We start from the raw sequence: 18,062 nt of genomic DNA, 5'->3' as shown, positions 1-18,062 counted from the left end.
TGCCCAGCATTGTGGCATGACCCCGCGCTCCGTACGGCCGCCTCACAGCGGTTGCACTCCACCCTAGGCCGACCGGAACAGTAGTGCGTACGGAAGCGGGTCACCGATACCCGAAAGCAACCCTTATGACTGTTTCATTCAGTCACTCTTTGTGGCGGCCGGCACGTGGACGGCGAGCACTGTGACGTCATCATCCTGCTCATACCCCGCCAGCATGCGATCTACCAAGAAGTCAAGCAACATATGCGGATTTCCTAGGACTTCGGGCGGTGCCTCGCCCACGACAGAACAAAGATCTGCGAGTCCGGCGTCCAGACCGCGCTTGCGGTTCTCGACGAGCCCGTCGGAGTACAGGACCGCGGTGTGACCCGGCGGGACGCAGAACCGGAACTGCTTGCGGGTGGTCGGCCAGCCGAGCGGAGTGCCCGGCTCGCCCTCCGACAGGACCGCCGTGCCCTGCGGGGAGACCAGCAGAGGCGGCGGGTGACCGGCCAGCGCGAGGGTGCCCTCGCCGGTGCCGGGCTCGACGACCATGTAGGCCAGGGTCGTGACCTGCTCTTCCTCCTCGGTGGCGTCGAACACCCGGTCGAGGCCGGTGAGCACGGCGGCGGGCGGCGGGTTGGTCAGGGCCAGGGCGCGCATGGCGTTGCGGATGCGGCCCATGCCCGCGGCGGCCTTCACGCCCTTGCCCATCACGTCGCCGACCACGGCCGCCACCCGGGCGTCCTGCAGGACGAACGCGTCGTACCAGTCGCCGCCGACCTGCACGTGACGGCTGCCGGAGCGGAAGCGCTGGGCCAGCACCAGGCCGGGGATCACCGGCAGGCGGTCGGGCAGCAGGCTGCGCTGGAGCGTCTCGGCGGTGCGGTGCTCGCGCTCGAAGAGCGTGGCCCGCTCCACCGCCAGGGCACACTGCCCTGCGAGGGCCTCCAGGAAGACGCCGTCCTCCTGGGAGATCTTCTGCGGCCGGGTGAAGGCGAACCGGAGCGCGCCGAGGGCCCGTCCCGCGGCGAGCAGCGGCAGGCCCACCCAGGCCTTCTCGTCGCTCTGGGCGAGGAAACCGTCGATCTCGGCCCCGTCGGCGCCGGCCTCCACCAGCTGGTCCTTCAGGCTCTCGGGCGACTCGGCGAACACCGGCCGGCGGCTGTTGACCGCCATGGTCATCAGGCTCGTCTGCGAGAGAGGGATCTCATCGCCCAGGACGCCCGGGATGTCGGGCATGCTGCCGTTGCTGGTGAGCCTCAGCGCGGCCAGGTCGGTGTCGAGCAGCGCCACGGCGGACCTGTCGGCGGCCAGGGCGGTGCGTCCGACGTCGATGATCACCTGGACGACCTGCTCGACCGTGAGGGCCTCGGCGAGCTGCGCCGTCGCGCCCTGGAGCCTCGCCGTGCGCAGGGCCGCGGCGCCGAGCTGGTCGGTGAGGCGCCCGCGCATCTCCTCGGCCTCACGCTGCGGCGTGACGTCGCTGTTGGCGCCCACCCACTCGACGACCCGCCCGTGCCGGATGATCGGCACGGCCCGCACCTCGAAGTGGCGGTAACCGCTTGCCCGGGTGCGGACGCGATAGCTCCACTCGAACAGCGTGCGCCCGCGCAGGGCCTCACGCCAGGCCTCCTCCGCGGAGGGGCGGTCGTCGGGGTGCACGACCTCCAGCCAGCCGTAGGCGAGGTACTCTTCGAGGCTCTGGCCGGTGATGGCGCGCCACTGCGGGGCGTCCTCGATCACCGCGCCGGTGGGCGAGGTGATCCACACCAACTGCTGCTGCGACTCGACCAGCGAGCGGTAGCGCTCCTCGCTGCGGCGCAGCTCCTCCTCGGCGAGCTGGCGCTCGGTCACGTCGACGCCGAACAGGGCGACCCCGGCGACCGAGCCCTTTTCACCGTGGATCGGGAAGAAGGACAGGCTCCAGTGCCGCAGCTCGCCGGTGGCGGACATGGTGCGGTAGCGCTGGTCGCCGTTGGCGACGGCCCGGTGCTCCTCGACGACCGTGCGCAGGGCGGCGTCGACCAGGGCCGAGAGGTCGGCGGAGAGGATCTCGGACGCCGTGTGGCCGACGTGCTCGTCGGCGGCCACGCCGCTGACATCGGCGAAGCTCTGGTTGACCCGGCGGAACCTGCCCGCCGCGTCGAAGAACGCGAAGGCGAACGGCGCCTCCGCCAGCAGGCTCTGGAACAGGGCGGGGTCTGAGATGTCCACACCCGACTCCCGGGGACGGGGCACGGAGGTTTCGGCGCTCATGGTCGGCACCTCCGTCGCGTGCCAGGGTCTCCCACGAGGCACATCTCCATAACTGTGATTGGTGGCCCAGAATCTGCACTACATCATCGGCGATGGGCACGCGCGGACGGAAGCCCCGCCCGCGATGCGGTCAACGCATCCTGTCAAAAACGCGCCGCGGTGTGCAGCAAGATCGGCCGACTTTCTCGGCGCACGCCTCGCGGTCTGCCTGCTCTCCGCCACCTCGGCCAAGCCCTCACCCTCCGCCGTCTCGGACCGAACCGTACCGCTTGGTGCCGCGCGGCACCGTCCGTCCGCTACCCGAACGCGCTTGGGACCAGCTTCCCACAGGAGCGGCCGTCAGGTGCCGGATGTGCCGCTAACCCTTACTGCCCAAGGGGTTGACTCCTGCCTGATTCACGATGGAATGGGTACGCACGCTCCCTCAGAGCCACTGGTCCGGGGGATGGAGGTCCCCCGGCTCGACCGGAGGATGCGAAACCGCCCATGCCTGCTCTCGCAATGCGTTTCACCGGGGGAACCGCCGAACCGCGACCGGACGGACCGCGCGAGCCCCGGCCGCGAGCAGCCGGGGGCCTGGAACTGGTCAGCGCCCGTCTTTCCGACGAGTTCCTCACCGTGCCCGTGGAGATCGTCGACCGCTGCGTCGAGGACGTCCGGGCGCGCGCGGCCCATCTCGGCGTCGAGGTCAGCGCGGCCGCCGTGGAGCGGCTGGCCCGCGAGCATCTGCTCGCGCTCGCCACATCGGCGCCCCTGCTGGTCCGCTGAGGACGCCCCCGGCGGCCGTCCGGCCACCCCCGACACGCCGCGCGGTGGGGCCGCCCTGGGGCTCGCGCGGGGTATGATCATGATCCTTTCCGGGTGACGGCCGGCGCCCCAGGGGGCCGGGCCGGAACCTTCCGGGTAACAGCGGGGTCACCGCACGGCGTTCCGCGCGCCGTCAGGGCTCCGGATGCGAGAAGGTTAGGGGCGTGAGCCGCCGACGACGACGAGACCCCAGGGGTGCCCAGCCGCCGGACGACGTGTTCGCGGAAATGCTGCTGGCGGCCCGCGAACTGCTCGCCGTGCGCTCTCCGCTCGACGCCGAGCTGATGGTCTCCGACATGCTCGGCTCCTGGTGGGGCCGCAGGCTGCGCCGGGGCGACATCGAGGAGTTCCTCGGCGAGGGGCTGGTCGACTACGCCGCCAAGGCCGGCACGCCCGCGGCGCTGACGCTGCTGATCGCCGTGGCCTACCTCGGCACCGCGCGGCAGGCCGCCAAGGCCGAGGGCGCCGCCCTGGCGCTGATGGAGTCCGACGTCGCGCGCCCGCGCTGGGCCGAGCGGGTGGGGGCGGTCAAACCCCAGGGCTGCTACGTCTCCAGGGACGCCTACGGCGACCAGGACACCGTCGTCTGCACCTTCGCCTACCGCGGCATGCCCCCGGCCGACGGGGCGGCACCGGGCCAAGGTGAGGACTCCCACGCCCTGGTGGTGATCGTCGACTACAACATGGGCGGCATGGCGAGGGACGCCTGGGTGTCCTCACAGGTCGACACCCTTCTCGAGAAGGCCGGGGTGGAGGCCGCGGGCAACCCCATGCTGAGGTTCGAGGAGATCGAGCCCCAGCAGGCCCGTGCGTTGCTCGAGTTCGCGATGAAGGCCACGACCGAGGCCCTGGGCCGCAGGAAGCCCGAAAAGCTCGTCAGCGACAGCTACAGCGCCTACCACGCCTTCGCCAGGTCGCGCATCAAGGCGCTGCCGCCGGGGCGCAAGCGCCCGGCGCCGCTGTTCAGCGAGGCGCCCTACAGCCGCGACCGCCGCGCGATGCTCGCCGCGGAGTTCCTGGCCTCCGACGCCGCCGAGCACCTCTCCGACCCCTCGGCGGCCTCCCGCTGCGCCGACCACATCATCGACTACGGCTGCGACCAGGACTTCAACCGCCCGTTGCGGGTCAGCCCCACCAAGTGCGAGACCTTCCTGCTCGACTGGCTGCCGCGCAAGGTGCTCCTCGGCCCCGCCGAGCAGGAGGCCATGCCCCACGTGCTGCTGTCGTGGGTGCGTTTCGCCGCCCCGCGGACCGGTCTGCCCGAGGAGGGGATCACGGCGACGCTGGACGCCGTCTGGGAGGCGGCGGGGCGCTTCACCGAGGCCTACCGCGACCCGACCACCTTCGGATTGGATCGCTCCCTCGTCGGGCGGCTCCTGCCCGACGGCGACCTGTCGGCGCTCCCCCGGCGCGCGTTCGCCTTCCCCTACCTGGAGGGCACGCACGGCGACATCGACCTCGAGGATCTCCACCCCGCCGAGGACGCCGACCGCCGCATCCTGCTCGAGATCGACCACGCGGCCGAGCGCGACCGGCCCGACTTCGCCGAGCACCTGGCCTGGCACGAGGAGATCGCCAAGCGGCTGTGGGACGGCGACCCCGAGGAGATGTGGGAGGCCGCCCAGCGGCTGCTCGACCTCGGGCACGACCGCCACGACGTGCTGCACGTCCTGATGGAGATCGCCGAGCGCATCGGCGACCACCCCGACGAGCTGGCCGCCGCCCTCGACGACATCGCCGACATCCCCGACGAGCCACCACCGGCGTAGCGGGGGCGCGCCGGCCGCCATGTGGCCGTTGCCGGACATTTCCGGTGATCGTCCTGACGTAGGAGGCTCGCGCCGTTAGGGTCGATCGTGCCGGGAACCGATGCGGAAGGCGGGCTTCGTGATCGATCTGAACGCCGACCTCGGCGAGGGCTTCGGCATCTGGCGGCTGTCGGACGACGACGCCCTGCTCGACATCGTGACCAGCGCCACCGTCGCCTGCGGGTTCCACGCCGGCGACCCGTTGACGATCAGGAGGGTCTGCGCGGCGGCGGCCGACCGCGGCGTGGCGATCGGCGCGAAGGTGTCCTACCGCGACCTGGTGGGCTTCGGCCGCCGCCCGATGGAGGTCGACGCCGAGGAGCTGTGCGCCGAGGTGCTGTACCAGCTCGCCGCCCTCGACGGCGTCGCCCGGGCGATGGGAGGCGAGCTGGCGTACGTCAAGCTCCACGGGGCGCTCCACGAGCGTGCGCGCCGCGACGCCGAGCAGGCCGAGGCGGTGGTGGCCGCGGTGGCCGACCAGTCGCCCGCCGTGCCCATTTTGACCCTGCCGTCCTCGGAGCTGCACGCGGTGGCCGCGCGGTACGGCGTGCCGACCGTGAACGAGGCCTTCGCCGACCGCGCCTACCTCCCCTCGGGCGAGCCGGGGGCCGAGCTCGACGACCTCGGGGAGGTCGCCGCACGGGCCGTGCGGCTGGCGCGCGACGGCGTCGTCACCACGGACGGCGGCGCCGAGCTGAAGGTCGACGCGCGGTCGATCAACGTGCGCGGCGACACACCCACCGCCGTACGCCGCGCCGCCACCGTACGCGAGGCCCTCCTCGCCGCCGGACTGTCCCTCAAACCTTTCGCCACCTGAGCGCGCGAGGGGCGCGGCGGTGGTCTGAGGAGGAGGGAGGGTGAGGTACGAGCCCGTACGACGACGAAGACCGCCGCCTCAAGGAGCGCCCCTCGCCGCCGAGCGCAGCGAGGCCATGAGCACGGGCGCGGCGGTGGTCTGAGGAGGAGGGAGGGTGAGGGACGAGCCCGGACGACGACGAAGACCGCCGCCTCATGGAGCGCCCCTCGCCCGCCGAGCGGAGCGAGGCGATCAAGCACGGCGTCAGCCGGTGAAGCCGATGTCGGTGTATCTCAGGGTGTAGAAGCCCGGGGCGCCGATGTTGGCGAGGTTCGATCTCACTCCCCAGTTCTGGGGCCGCTGGTAGAGCGGGAGCACGTTGACCTCTTTCCACACGAGCTTGTCGGCCTCGTTGGCCTCGGCCCGCGCCCGTACGGGGTCGAGGTCGGAGGCCGCCCTCCGCATCGCGGCGTCGATCTCCGGCGACCCCGTGCGGCCGAAGTTGGCGTTCCACTGGTACTTGCCGCCGCTGCCCTTCACCCGGTTGGCGTAGGTGCCGTAGCTGCTGGAGATCGGGAACGGCGTGCCGATGTACGAGAAGGGCGCGATGTCGAAGTTGCCGGGGATGATGTATTTGGTGAAGAAGTCGTCGCTCGGCACCGACTGGATCGTGACGGTGACGCCGATCCGCTGGAGCATGGCCCGCACGAGCTCGCCCTCGGACTTGCTCAGTTGCAGCCCGGACGGGATCACGAAGCGGAGGGTGAGCCGCTTGCCCGCCTTGTAGCGGCTCGGGCTCGCCCGCCGCCAGCCCGCGGCGTCGAGCATCTGCTCGGCCTTCGCGGGGTCGTACCTGCCGAGCGCCCCGGCGTTGTCCTGGTAGCCCGTCTGGGTGTTCATGTAGAAGTGGTTGTTCAGCAGGGTGCCGTTCCACTGGAGCCCCTGCAGGTCGGAGCGCGCGATCGCGCCGCGGTCGATGCCGAGGACGATCGCCTGGCGCACCCTGGGGTCGGAGAGCGCCGGGCTGTCACCGTTGAAGGTGAAGTGCCGGAAGTCGGGCGCGGCCGCCTGCCGGATGACCGCGCCCCTGGCGCTGCCGACCCTGGCGTAGTCGGGCGCCGAGGGGCCGACGTCGAGCACGTCGATCTCACCGTTGGTGAAGGCTCCCACCAAGGCCTGGGCGTCCAGGGACCGGTAAATGATCTTGTCGAGCTTGGCCCTCCGGCCCCACCAGTGGTCGTCGCGCACGATCGTCACCGTCTTGGCGGTCGGGTCGAAGGAGGCGAACCTGAAGGGCCCGGCGGTCACCGGGATCCTGTTCAGCCAGCCGGTGTTGAAGGCCTGAGGGGTGGCGTTGGCCGAGCGGGGGTACAGCGGCCAGAACAGCGACTGCCACTCGGCGAACGGGTTGCCGAAGGTCACCCGGACCTCGTAGTCGTCCTTTCCGCGGGTGACGCCGGTGATGTCCTGGTATCCGGTGGTGGAGGCGACGTGGAAGTCGGGGTTGCGGCCGTTCAGGGCCTTCCACTGGGCCTCGTAGTCCTTCCAGGTGATGGGTTCGCCGTCGGACCAGCGGGCCTTGCGGTTCAGTGTGTACGTCACCACCTGGCGCGGGTTCGTCGCGGTCACCTGGGCCGAGACGACGTAGTCGGCGTCGGGCACGGGCCTCGCCTTCTCGTCGGTGCGGAACGCGGCGGGCATCAGGGCGTCGACGACCTTCTTCACCTCGGCGAGGTTGCCGTCGACGTGGTTGAGGTTCCACTGGGTGGGGAACTCGCTGAGGCCCCAGCGCAGCGTGCCACCGTCCTTGACCCGCTCGCGGGCCACGGGGTTGATGTCGAACGCCCTGGTGACCGCCCTCTTCTCCCGGCCCCCCTCCTCGGGGGCGCCGCCCCGGCCGCAGGCGGCGGGCGTGAGGGCCAGCACGAGGGCGAGGACGACGACGGGCAGCGGGCGGCTCCCCGCGGCCGCCTTCCCCCTCCACTGCACTGTCACGATTCCTCCAGATATATAGGCATCTACCCGAGATGTCCGGCTAGACGACGTCGAGCTTCTCCGCGTAGTGACACGCCGCCCCCTGGTCGCCCTCCAGCAGGCGGACCTGCGGCTCCTCCTCTATGCAGCGTGCCCGCCTGGCGTCGTCCAGAGCCTTGAACTTCGGGCACCGGGTGCGGAACCTGCAGCCCGTGGGAGGGCTCGCGGGGCTCGGGAGGTCACCTTCGAGCAGGATGCGCCGGCGCTCCCGCTCCCTGTCGGGGTCGGGGATCGGGACCGCCGACAGCAGCGCCTGGGTGTAGGGGTGCATGGGCGTGCCGTACACCGCGTCGACCGCGCCGACCTCGGCGATCCTGCCGAGGTACATCACGGCCACCCGGTCGGCGATGTGCCGCACGACGGCCAGGTCGTGGGCCACGAAGAGGTAGGACAGGCCGAGGCGGTCGCGCAGGCCCTCCAACAGCGTGATGATCCCGGCCTGGATGGACACGTCCAGCGCCGACACCGGCTCGTCGAGCACGATGAGCCGGGGTTCGAGGGCCAGGGCCCGCGCGATCGCGATCCGCTGGCGCTGGCCGCCGGAGAAGTCCTGGGGATGGCGGGCGGCGTCGGCCGGGTCGAGCCCGACGAGCCTGAGCAGCCCGCGCACCCGCCGGCCGGTGTCCCTGTGGCCGTGGGTCACCAGGGGCTCGGACACGATGTCGTGGACGGTCATGCCCGGGTCGAGCGAGGCGAGCGGGTCCTGGAAGACCACCTGCATGTGCCGGCGGACGGCCATCCGCTCGCGGGGGGTCAGCGTGGCGGTGTCGCGGCCGAAGACGACCACGCGGCCCCGCTGCGGCCGGGCGAGCTCCAGGATCTCCATGAGCGCGGTCGTCTTGCCGCAGCCCGACTCCCCCACCAGGCCGAGCGTCTCGCCCTCGCACAGGTCGAGGTCGATGCCGTCGACGGCGTACACGGTGCCGACGCGGTGCCGGAACACCGCGCCCTTCATCAGCGGGTGGTGTTTGACCAGGCCCTCGACCTGGAGCACCACGGGCCGTTCCGCGGGCCGCGTCCGCCGGTCCGGCGGGGCGGCGGACGCCTCCCGCGGAGCCTCCTGGACGGCCGGCCTGTCGCCGATCTCGTCCGCGCGGATGCAGGCCGCCGCGTGACCCGGGGCCACCGGCGCCAGCGGCGGCTCGCCCACGGTGCACCCGGGGACGGCCATCGGGCAGCGGGGCTCGAACGGGCAGCCCGGCGGCAGGCGGGCCGGGGAGGGAGGGCTGCCCTCGATGGGCGTCAGCGGCAGCCTCCTGCCCACGTCGAGGCGCGGCACCGAACCGAGCAGGCCGATGGTGTACGGCATGCGGGAACGGTGGTAGACGTCGCGGACCGTGCCGGACTCGACGGCCCGGCCGGCGTACATCACGAGCACGCGGTCGGCGAAGCCCGCCACCACCCCGAGGTCGTGGGTGATCAGGACGATCGCCGCCCCGGTCTCGCGCTGGGCCTTCTTGAGGACCTCCAGCACCTGGGCCTGGATGGTCACGTCGAGGGCCGTGGTGGGCTCGTCGCAGATGATGACGTCGGGGTCGTTGGCGATCGCCATCGCGATCATCACCCGCTGCCGCATGCCACCGGAGAACTCGTGGGGGAAGGCCCTGGCGCGCCGGGCGGGGTGGGGGATGCCGACCAGGTCGAGCAGCTCCACCGCCCGCTCCCGGGCGCGCCGCCTGCTCACCCGCTGGTGGATGCGCACGGCCTCGGCGATCTGGTCGCCGACCCGGTAGACGGGGGTGAGCGCGGACAGGGGGTCCTGGAAGACCATCGAGATGGTCTTGCCGCGGAAGGCGGCCAGCTCCTTCTCGGAGGCCCCGAGCAGCTCCCTGCCGTGCAGGCGCGCCGAGCCCGTGACCTTGGCGTTCCGGGGCAGCAGCCCCATCACGGCCAGGGACGCCACCGACTTGCCCGCCCCCGACTCCCCCACGATGCCGAGCACCTCGCCGGCCTCGACCGAATAGCAGACCCCGCGCACCGCCCGTACGTCGCCGAAGCGCACCTCCAGGTCGCGCACCTCCAGGACGGGGCCGGGTCGTACGACGGGCGCGGACCTCACCGGGGCTCCTTCGCCCCGGGGTCGAACGCGTCGCGCAGGGAGTCCCCGACGAGGTTGACGGCCAGGACCGTGACGATCAGGCAGCCGGCCGCGAACCAGAACGTCCAGGGGGCGTACAGCGCCGTACGGGCACCGTCGGCGATCAGGCCGCCGAGGGAGACGTCGGGCGGCTGGATGCCGAACCCGAAGTACGACAGGCTCGTCTCGGTGAGGATGGCGGCGCTGACGTTCAGCGTGGCGTCCACGATCAGCAGGGACGCGAGGTTCGGGATGACGTGCCGGAAGATGATCGTGGACGGCCGCACCCCCATGAAGCGCGCGGCCATGATGTACTCACGCTCCTTGACCGCCTTCGTCATGCCACGGACGATCTTGGAGGTCACCATCCACAGGAACAGTGCCAGCATGATCACGAACAGCAGCCACCGGCCGTTGGTGAACATCGGCGACATGATCGCCAGGATGAGGAACGCCGGAAGCACCAGCAGCAGGTCGGCGACCCACATGAGCGTGCGGTCGGTCCAGCCGAGGAAGTAGCCGGCGAAGGAGCCGACGACCGCCGCCACGCCCGTCGACAGCACCGCGACCAGCAGGCCGACCACCAGCGACTTCTGCGCCCCCCGCAGCGTCACCGCGAACACGTCGGCGCCGGTCTGCAGGGTGCCGAACCAGTGGGACGGCGAGGGCGGCTGCATGAACGCCGAGAAGTCCATGTCGGTGTACGACCAGGGATAGAAGAGGGGCCCGGCGAACGCCAGCAGGAACATCAGCGCCAGCAGCGCGAAACCGAGGCGTCCCTGCCGCATCCGGAAGAACCGCCGGGCGACCACCCGGGCCCGCGACGGCACCCGCAGGCGCTCGACGTCGGCCTCGACCTCGGCGAACTCCTCCTCCGGCAGGGTCATCATCATCGTCTATCCCACCCGCACCCTGGGGTCGAGGACGGCGTGCAGCACGTCGGAGGCCAGTGCGGCGAGCAGCACGGCGAGCGCGGCGAAGCAACTGATCGCGGCGACGGTGTTGACGTCGTTGGAGCGGACGGAGGCGACCAGCGCCTCGCCCATGCCGTGCCAGCCGAAGACCGACTCGGTGATGGTGGCGCCGACCAGCAGCGAGCCGAACGTGAAGGCGAAGTAGGTGACCGCGGGGATGAGCGCGGTGCGCAGGGCGTGCTTGACGAGCGCCGTGCGCCTGCGCAGCCCCTTGGCCATCGCCGTGCGGACGAAGTCGGCCGACAGCACGTCGAGCATCATGTTGCGCTGGTAGCGGCTGTAGACGGCGACCTGCCCGAGCGCCAGCGAGGCCGTCGGCAGGGCGAGGTGCTGGACGCGGTCGAGCAGCGCGGCCGCGAGCCCGCCGCCGAAGCCGGGCGTGGACTCGCCGCTGACCATGAAGATCTGGACGCCGAGGCGGTCGTTCAGCCACACCGCGCCGATGATCAGCATGTTGGCGAGCACGACGGTCGGGACGGCCAGCACGATGAAGGCGGCCACGGTCGACAGGCGGTCGAACCAGCCGTACTGCCGCACCCCGGCGAACGCGCCGACCAGCACCCCCGCCACGCTGCCCAGCACCAGCCCGAACACGATCAGCCTGAAGGTGACGCCGACACGCCGCCGCAGCTCGGCGTTGACCCGGTCGCCGTTCCAGGTGCGCCCGAAGTCACCGTGCAGGATCCCCCCCGCCCAGGTGAGGTAGCGGACGGCGAGGGGCGTGCGGTCGTTGAGGTTGTACTCCGACAGCTGCGCGTCGACGACCGCGGCGGGCGGGGGCGGGTTGCGGCCTTCGTAGTTGGACCTCGGGTCCAGCGCGATGGCGGCCAGCATGTACGCCAGGCTCGCGGCGACGGCGATCAGGACGATGTAGTTGACCAGCCGGCGCAGCAGGAATCCCGCCATCGCCCCCCTTCCGCCGGCGGCGGTCACCACCCCGTGGCGGTTCGCCCGTGTCTATCCGCCGCGAGGCCAGCCCCCGCGACTCCCCGCCCCCATCCTGCTACATTCCGTGACCGCACAGTGACAGGAACCCCACCGACCGGCTCAGGTGTCGGCCCTCGGCGGGGGTCAGCGGTCGGCGAGCTCGTCCACGGCGGCGCGGACGTCGGTGCTGGTGATGGTGGTCAGCTCCTCGGCGCTGGCGGTGCCGCCGCGGCCGGCGAGGCGGACGTCGCGGCCGAGGGCGGCGCGTTCGAACAGGGAGCGGGCGAAGCGGCCGTTGCCGAGCTCGTCGATCAGCCCCTCGTCGCAGACCCAGGCGAACACGTCGCCGAGGTCGCGCCGGGCGGACTCGTCGAAGCGGTCGCCGGCGTCCCCGGCCAGCAGGTCCGCGATCTCGGTCAGCTCGGCCGGGGTGTAGGAGGGGAAGGTGACGCGCTGGTTGAACCTGCTGGCCAGACCCGGGTTGGTGGCGAGGAAGCGCTCCATCTCGGAGGCGTATCCGGCGAGGATGATGACCAGGCGGTCACGGTCGTCCTCGGCCCGCTTGAGCAGCGTCTGCACGGCCTCGGCGCCGAAGGCGTCGCCGCCCTGGTAGCCGCTGTTGACCAGGCTGTAGGCCTCGTCGATGAACAGCACGCCACCGAGGGCCCGGTCGACCAGCTCGTTGGTCTTGATCGCCGTCGCCCCGAGATGCTGCCCGACGAGGTCGGCCCGCGAGGCCTCCACGACGTCGGCACGCGCGAGCAGCCCGAGGGCGGCGAACACGCGGCCGAGGACGCGGGCGACGGTGGTCTTGCCGGTGCCCGGCGGCCCGACGAAGACGAAGTGCCGCATCTGCGGCGGGGCCGGGAGCCCCTGCTCCTGGCGCATGCGTGCGACGCGCAGCTGCGCCGCGATGGCGCGGACCTGCCGCTTGACCGGCTCCAGGCCGGCCATGCGGTCGAGGTCGGCCAGGGCCTCCTCCAGGCTCGGGGGGGCCTGGTAGCCGCGGAAGCGCGCGGTCAGCTCGTTGAACGCCTTGGTGAGGTCGGCGGTGGTGACGGTGACGAGCTCCTCGCGGGTCGGGGAGCCGCCGGCACCGACGACCCGCACGTCGCGCGCCTGGGCGGCGCCCTCGACCAGGCTGCGGGCGAACCTCGCGTTGCCCAGCTCGTCGATGAGCCCGCGCCGGTGGACGTCGTCGAACAGGCCGAGCAGCACCGCGGGGGCGTCGGCCGAGAGCCGCTCGCCCCGCCGGGCGCGCAGGAGCTCGGTGATGCGCAGCAGCTCGGCGGGCGAATAGGTCGGGAAGTGGATGCGGGTGGAGAAGCGGGACGACAGGCCGGGGTTGGAGGCCAGGAAGGTCGTCATCTCCTTCTCGTAGCCGGCGAGGATGATGATCAGCCGCTCGCGGTCGTCCTCGGCGCGCTTCAGGAGGGTCTGTACGGCCTCGGCGCCGAACCTGTCGGGCTGGCCCTCGCCGGAGTTGATCAGGCTGTAGGCCTCGTCGATGAAGAGCACGCCGCCGAGCGCCTGGTCGATCAGCTCGTTGGTCTTGATCGCCGTGGCCCCGAGGTACTCGCCGACGAGGTCGGCGCGCTGCGCCTCCACGACGTAGGGGTTGTCGAGCAGGCCGAACGCGTAGAAGATCTTGGCGACGGTGCGCGCGACGGAGGTCTTGCCGGTGCCCGGCGGCCCCACGAACACGAAGTGCCGCATCGGCTGCTCGGTGGCGTACCCCGCCTCGGCGCGCAGCCGCGACGCCTCGATGGAGGCCGCGATCGAGCGCACCTGCTCCTTGACCGGCTCCAGGCCGATCATGCTCTCCAGCTCGCCGAGGGCCTCCTCCACGGAGATCGGCGGCGGCGCGGAGCCGTCGGGACGCCCGTCGCGCTCGCCGGAACCGTCCCTGGCCCGCTGCCTGGCCTGGACGGGCGCCTGGGCGGGCGGCGCGGTGAGGCGGCGGCGCGCCTGGCCCGCCTGGACGAGGCGGTACACCAGCACGGCGCCCGCCACACCGTAGGCGGCCCACACCGCGATGTCGGTGGAGAACGTCGCCACGGCGAAGGCGACCATGGCGGCCGGGGCGAGCGCCGCCGCCGTGGTCACCCACGGCGTCACCCACCGGATGAGGTGGGCGGCGACGCCCGCGACCACGCCGAGCAGGATGAACAGGGTGGGAAGCGCGGAGTGCGGCTGGACGTAACCACCCATGACGACCATCACACACGACCACGCCACCACTACCAGGACGGTCGCGGCGGCGCGGGGAAAGCGCAGGGTGAGCTCGGCGAAGCCCAGGAGTAACAGTGTGGTGACGAACGTGGTGACCGGCGACCAGCCGAGGACCAGGGACAGGGCGAGGCCGCCGACGAGCACGGCCGCGAAGATCACCCGCCTGGCGGCGCGGGAAAGCTGGAAATAACGTAGTCGGACACGCTCGAACGCATCACGGGCCGCGGCGCGCCCCGCCGGCCGGGCCCTGTCGGAGTCCCGCATTTTGCCTCCCCGGTCGCCTCCCGGTTATACCGCACCGAGGCCTGAAGCGCGCGTCCCCCGCCCCGTGCCCTTCAAACGCGCCGCGACGGCACATCGGCGTCCCCGCAGGCGAACGGGCGGCATCGCGGCGGGGCGGGATCGGTTCAGGAGGATCTGCGGGAGGAGGGGCGGGCCTCGTGGCGGCCGGGGTACTCGCCGACCAGCACGTGCTTGGGCGTCACGCGCAGCACGTCCTCGGCGGGGTCGGGCAGGGCGATGCCGCGGACCTCGGCCCAGAACCGGCGCTCGACGGGATCGGCGACGAATACGGCCACGCGGGGGTCGCGTTCGGCGGCGGCCCAGGCCTCCTCCGCCGCGATCAGGCGCAGTTCCCCCGAGCCGCTCACCGAGGTCACCGCGCCCACCGCCAGCGTGCGCGGGCCGGCGGCGTCGGCGTACGACAGCACGACCCCCCGCGAGTAGGTGAAGGCCCGCCGCACCTCGGGGCTGAGGGCCACCGACGGGCTCACCTCGCCCGGCAGGCGGGGCCCGCAGCCCTCGCAGAGGATCAGCGAGGCCCGCCACGGCCCCGCCGAGCCCCGCCACCAGGCCCGGGTCGCACGCCCCGCGAACGCCGTCGCCACCAGGAGCAGGGCGGCCGTCACCGTCCACCAGGCACGCGAGCCGATCCCCGCCGGCAGCCCGAGCGCCGGCACGACGCCCGCCACCGTCAGCGCCGCCGACGCCAGCAGAAGGAACGCGACCGCCGCCGCCAGCCACAGATCGGACCGCAGGATCGGCCGCAGACGCGTGCGCAGGCCGCCCCGCCCGCGGACGTACAGCATCGCCGCGGGGACGCACGCCCCGGCGAGCGCGGCGCGCCCCTCCCCCGCGACCAGGGGGAGCACGGCGAGGAGGGCGAGCAGGAACCACAGCCGCGCGGCGACGATCCACAGGGTCACGGTCGTGTCGCGCCGCGCGACCCGTTCGGGCGGGACGGCGGTGAACTCGGCGAGCGCCCGGACGGGGCTGCCCTGCCAGGCCTCGGCGAACGACCGCAGCACCACCACGGCCGGTCCGTTGAACAGCACGAGCCCGAGCAGTCCCGCCCAGAACCCGCCGACGATCTCGTCCCAGCGGAAGAGCACGGGCGTGGCGGCGTCGGCGACCAGGGGGACCACCGCGTCGGCGAGGGACCAGGACGGCAGGGTGGCCAGCGCCGCCGTGTACGCCACGATCACCAGCAGGGCGAGCGACACAGAGACGCACAGCCACAGGTCGCGGGCCAGCATGCCGGGGACGTGCCGCCAGACCGTCACCCGGCGGGCCTGGCGCACCGTGATCGCGAGCACGACGACGAGCACGACGCCTCCGCCCGCACGCGCCTGCGCCCGCATGCCGTACCAGAACGCGATCACGGCGGCGGCCACCAGGGCCAGCGCCAGCACCAGGCGTACCTGGCGGGACCAGGACGAAAGGGCGCGGCGGGCGGTGCCGGTCTCGCGGGGGTCGACCGTCCAGATCGGGTCGTGGTGGTCGCGTGAGCGCTCCCATTTGAGAAAGGTGAGGCCGAGGTTGATCCGCGCGCCGGGGTGGTCGGCGTCCCTGCGCAGCGCGGCGCGGTAGGCGGCGGCGGCCTGCTGGTGGTCGCCGCGCAGCAGGGCGAGGTCGCCGATCAGGACGTGCGGGTCGGGCTGCTCGGGGGCGAACCGCACGGCCTGCCGTGCCTGGAGCCAGGCGTCCGACCAGCGTCCGGGGAGTCTGCGGAGGACGGAGCCGAGCCTGAGCCGCGCGGCCCAGGAGCCGGGTGCGAGCCGGACGGCGTCCTGAGCCGCGACGACCGCCTCGGAGTCGCGACCGAGGCGTTCAAGGGCGAGACTCGCCAGCCGATGCCCCCACTCGCCGTCCGGGTCGCGCCCCAGGGCCGCGCGGGCGGCCTCCAGCGCTCCCTCCGGCTGGTCGCGCGCGAGCCTGGCCACCGCGGCCACGCACCACGCCCGGGGATCGGAGCGATCTCGCGGGGACGGCACCGGCGAGGAATCTGTCTCGCCGGCGTTCCCCACGTCGTCATGGTCCGTTGCGGATCACCGATTGCCTAGATGCCGGACATATACCTATAGCTCTCTAGAGAGGTCCGCGGCGTCCCAGCGTGATCAGGGTCCCCAGGAACCTCTGGAGATCGCCTGGCTGGGGAAGGTTGCTCCAAGCTGCTGAAGTATCGGATGAGATGGCCTAAGCTGCGACGCATGTCCAGCGTCCCGAGTCCGTTTGGTTAGCCAATGACCGTTTTGGGCATCCGGCCAAGTCCGCGTGCCAGGCGCACAACCGTAGACCATCAGGCCAACCGATGGTCGGTGCTCGCGCTCCTGTGTTCCAGTCTCCTGCTGATCGCCGTGGACGCCACGGTGCTCCACATCGCCGTGCCCGCCCTCACGGCCGCCCTGGAGCCGACGTCGGTCGAACTGCTGTGGATCATCGACGTCTACTCGCTGGTCGTCGCCCCGCTCCTGGTCACCTTCGGAACGCTGGGCGACAAATACGGCAAGCGGCGGTTCGTCCTGTGGGGCTACGTCGTGTTCGGGATCGCCTCGCTGTCGGCGGCCTTCGCGGGCGGCCCGGTCGCCCTGATCGCCTCCCGGGCGCTGCTCGGCGTCGGCGGCGCGATGATCATGCCGGCCACGCTGTCGATCATCCGCCAGGTCTTCACCGACCGGCGCGAGAGGGCCATCGCCCTCGGCGTCTGGAGCGCGGTCGCCGCCGCGGGAGCCGCCGTCGGGCCGCTGGTCGGCGGGGTCCTCGTCGAGCACTTCTGGTGGGGCGCGGTGTTCCTCATCAACGTGCCGCTGCTCGCCGTGGCGCTGCCCCTGGCCGTACGCCTGCTGCCCGACTGCCCCGGGAATCCCGGCCACCGCTGGGACCTCCCGAGCGCGGTGCTGTCCACCCTCGGCATCCTCTTCGCCGCCTTCGGCCTGAAGGAGGCCGGGCACGGCAGCCTGATCGGCGTCCGCCCGGCCCTCGCCGTGCTGCTCGCCGGCGCCGTGCTGCTGGTGTGGTTCACCGCCCGGCAGCGCCGCCTCGCCCAGCCGCTCCTCGACATCGGCCTGTTCGCCCAGCGCGGCTTCGCCATCGGGGTGCTGTGCGTGCTGCTCGCGGTGTTCTCGCTGGTCGGACTGCAGCTGATGCTCGCCCAGTACCTCCAGCTCGTCCTCGGCGACAGCCCCCTGGAGGCCGGGGTACGCATGCTGCCCCTCATGATCGCGGCCATCACCGGCGGACTCTGCGCGGCGCATCTGCTGCAGCGCTTCGGACTGCGCGCCACCATGGCGGGCGGCCTCGGCCTGGCCGGGCTGTCCCTCGCGCCCACCCTGGCCTGGGGCGCCGAGCAGCACCCGCTGATGCTGTGCCTGTGCTTCGCCGGCATCGGTTTCGGCGTCGAGGTCGCGCTGCTGGCCGCCTCGGACACGATCATGGCGTCCGCGCCGGAGTCACGGGCGGGCGGGGCCGCCGCCATCGAGGAGACGGCGTACGAGCTCGGCGCCGGCCTCGGCGTCGCGGTGCTCGGCACGATCACCTCGGTGGTGTACGCCCCGGGCGTGGGCACCGTCGCCGGGATCCGGCCCCACCAGATGGGCGAGGCGAGGGAGTCGCTCGCCTCCGCCGCGCACGTCGCCCAGCAGGTGGGCGGACCTGCGGCAACGGCCCTGATGGACGCGGCCCGCGCCGCCTTCGTCACGGCCCTGCACTCCACCATCATGGTCAGCGTGGCCCTGCTGGCCGTCACGGCGGTCACCGCCGCCGTCCTGGTCCCCCGCGCCACCAAGGACCCGGACGGCCACTGAGGGGCTCCTCTCCGCGGCCTCACGGGCCGCGCATGGGTCAGGCGATACAGGGCAATTGTCTGTGCAAGCCGGACCACCCCCTACAGA

Annotated in this window: 11 protein-coding genes; 4 read left to right on the top strand and 7 right to left on the bottom strand. The window is 72.4% G+C overall.

Features of this window, described 5'->3' with window-relative positions:
• Positions 1-138 precede the first annotated feature (138 nt).
• On the bottom strand, positions 139-2,238 hold the full coding sequence (locus KIK05_RS21080; protein ID WP_214412482.1) for a SpoIIE family protein phosphatase: 2,100 nt from the start codon (positions 2,236-2,238) through the stop codon (positions 139-141).
• A 486-nt stretch (positions 2,239-2,724) separates the two neighbouring features.
• Between KIK05_RS21080 and KIK05_RS21075 the strand changes: the two genes are divergently transcribed.
• The 3 genes from KIK05_RS21075 to KIK05_RS21065 all read left to right on the top strand — a co-directional run bounded on the left by KIK05_RS21075 (position 2,725) and on the right by KIK05_RS21065 (position 5,670).
• The gene (locus tag KIK05_RS21075) at positions 2,725-3,006 is read left to right on the top strand and encodes a hypothetical protein (RefSeq protein ID WP_250563144.1); all 282 of its coding nucleotides are present in this window, start codon (positions 2,725-2,727) and stop codon (positions 3,004-3,006) included.
• A gap of 266 nt (positions 3,007-3,272) precedes the next feature.
• Positions 3,273-4,814 (top strand): hypothetical protein, encoded by a 1,542-nt coding sequence (locus KIK05_RS21070; protein WP_214412542.1) that lies wholly within the window; start codon positions 3,273-3,275, stop codon positions 4,812-4,814.
• Positions 4,815-4,914: 100 nt separating this feature from the next.
• A complete protein-coding gene (locus KIK05_RS21065; RefSeq protein WP_214412481.1) occupies positions 4,915-5,670 on the top strand; it encodes a LamB/YcsF family protein in 756 nt (251 codons plus the stop codon).
• A 243-nt stretch (positions 5,671-5,913) separates the two neighbouring features.
• Here KIK05_RS21065 and KIK05_RS21060 read toward each other — a convergent pair whose 3' ends face one another.
• The 6 genes from KIK05_RS21060 to KIK05_RS21035 all read right to left on the bottom strand — a co-directional run bounded on the left by KIK05_RS21060 (position 5,914) and on the right by KIK05_RS21035 (position 16,166).
• Positions 5,914-7,644, bottom strand: a complete 1,731-nt coding sequence (locus tag KIK05_RS21060; protein WP_308250035.1) for an ABC transporter family substrate-binding protein — start codon at positions 7,642-7,644, stop codon at positions 5,914-5,916.
• A 40-nt stretch (positions 7,645-7,684) separates the two neighbouring features.
• Positions 7,685-9,742: a dipeptide ABC transporter ATP-binding protein gene (locus tag KIK05_RS21055; RefSeq protein WP_214412480.1), complete on the bottom strand. Its 2,058-nt coding sequence runs from the start codon at positions 9,740-9,742 to the stop codon at positions 7,685-7,687.
• Entirely contained in the window at positions 9,739-10,647 is a 909-nt protein-coding gene (locus tag KIK05_RS21050; RefSeq protein WP_214412540.1) for an ABC transporter permease, read from the bottom strand. Before KIK05_RS21050 ends, KIK05_RS21055 begins: the two co-directional genes overlap by 4 nt.
• A 9-nt stretch (positions 10,648-10,656) precedes the next feature.
• Positions 10,657-11,640: an ABC transporter permease gene (locus tag KIK05_RS21045; RefSeq protein WP_214412479.1), complete on the bottom strand. Its 984-nt coding sequence runs from the start codon at positions 11,638-11,640 to the stop codon at positions 10,657-10,659.
• A 165-nt stretch (positions 11,641-11,805) separates the two neighbouring features.
• A complete protein-coding gene (locus tag KIK05_RS21040; RefSeq protein WP_214412478.1) occupies positions 11,806-14,157 on the bottom strand; it encodes an AAA family ATPase in 2,352 nt (783 codons plus the stop codon).
• Positions 14,158-14,300: 143 nt separating this feature from the next.
• On the bottom strand, positions 14,301-16,166 hold the full coding sequence (locus tag KIK05_RS21035) for a CHAT domain-containing protein (protein ID WP_250563143.1): 1,866 nt from the start codon (positions 16,164-16,166) through the stop codon (positions 14,301-14,303).
• Between the two features lie 324 nt (positions 16,167-16,490).
• On the opposite strand from KIK05_RS21035, the gene KIK05_RS21030 reads away from it, so the two are divergent.
• Complete coding sequence (locus KIK05_RS21030; protein WP_308250034.1) at positions 16,491-17,975, top strand: MFS transporter; 1,485 nt, start codon at positions 16,491-16,493, stop codon at positions 17,973-17,975.
• Positions 17,976-18,062: the final 87 nt, after the last annotated feature.

It is taken from the genome of Sphaerisporangium fuscum, from assembly GCF_018531465.1.
GTDB classification, from domain to species: Bacteria; Actinomycetota; Actinomycetes; order Streptosporangiales; family Streptosporangiaceae; genus Sphaerisporangium; species Sphaerisporangium fuscum.
The sequence above is the reverse complement of the archived record's forward strand: the minus strand, read 5'-3'. Positions and strand labels throughout refer to the sequence as shown.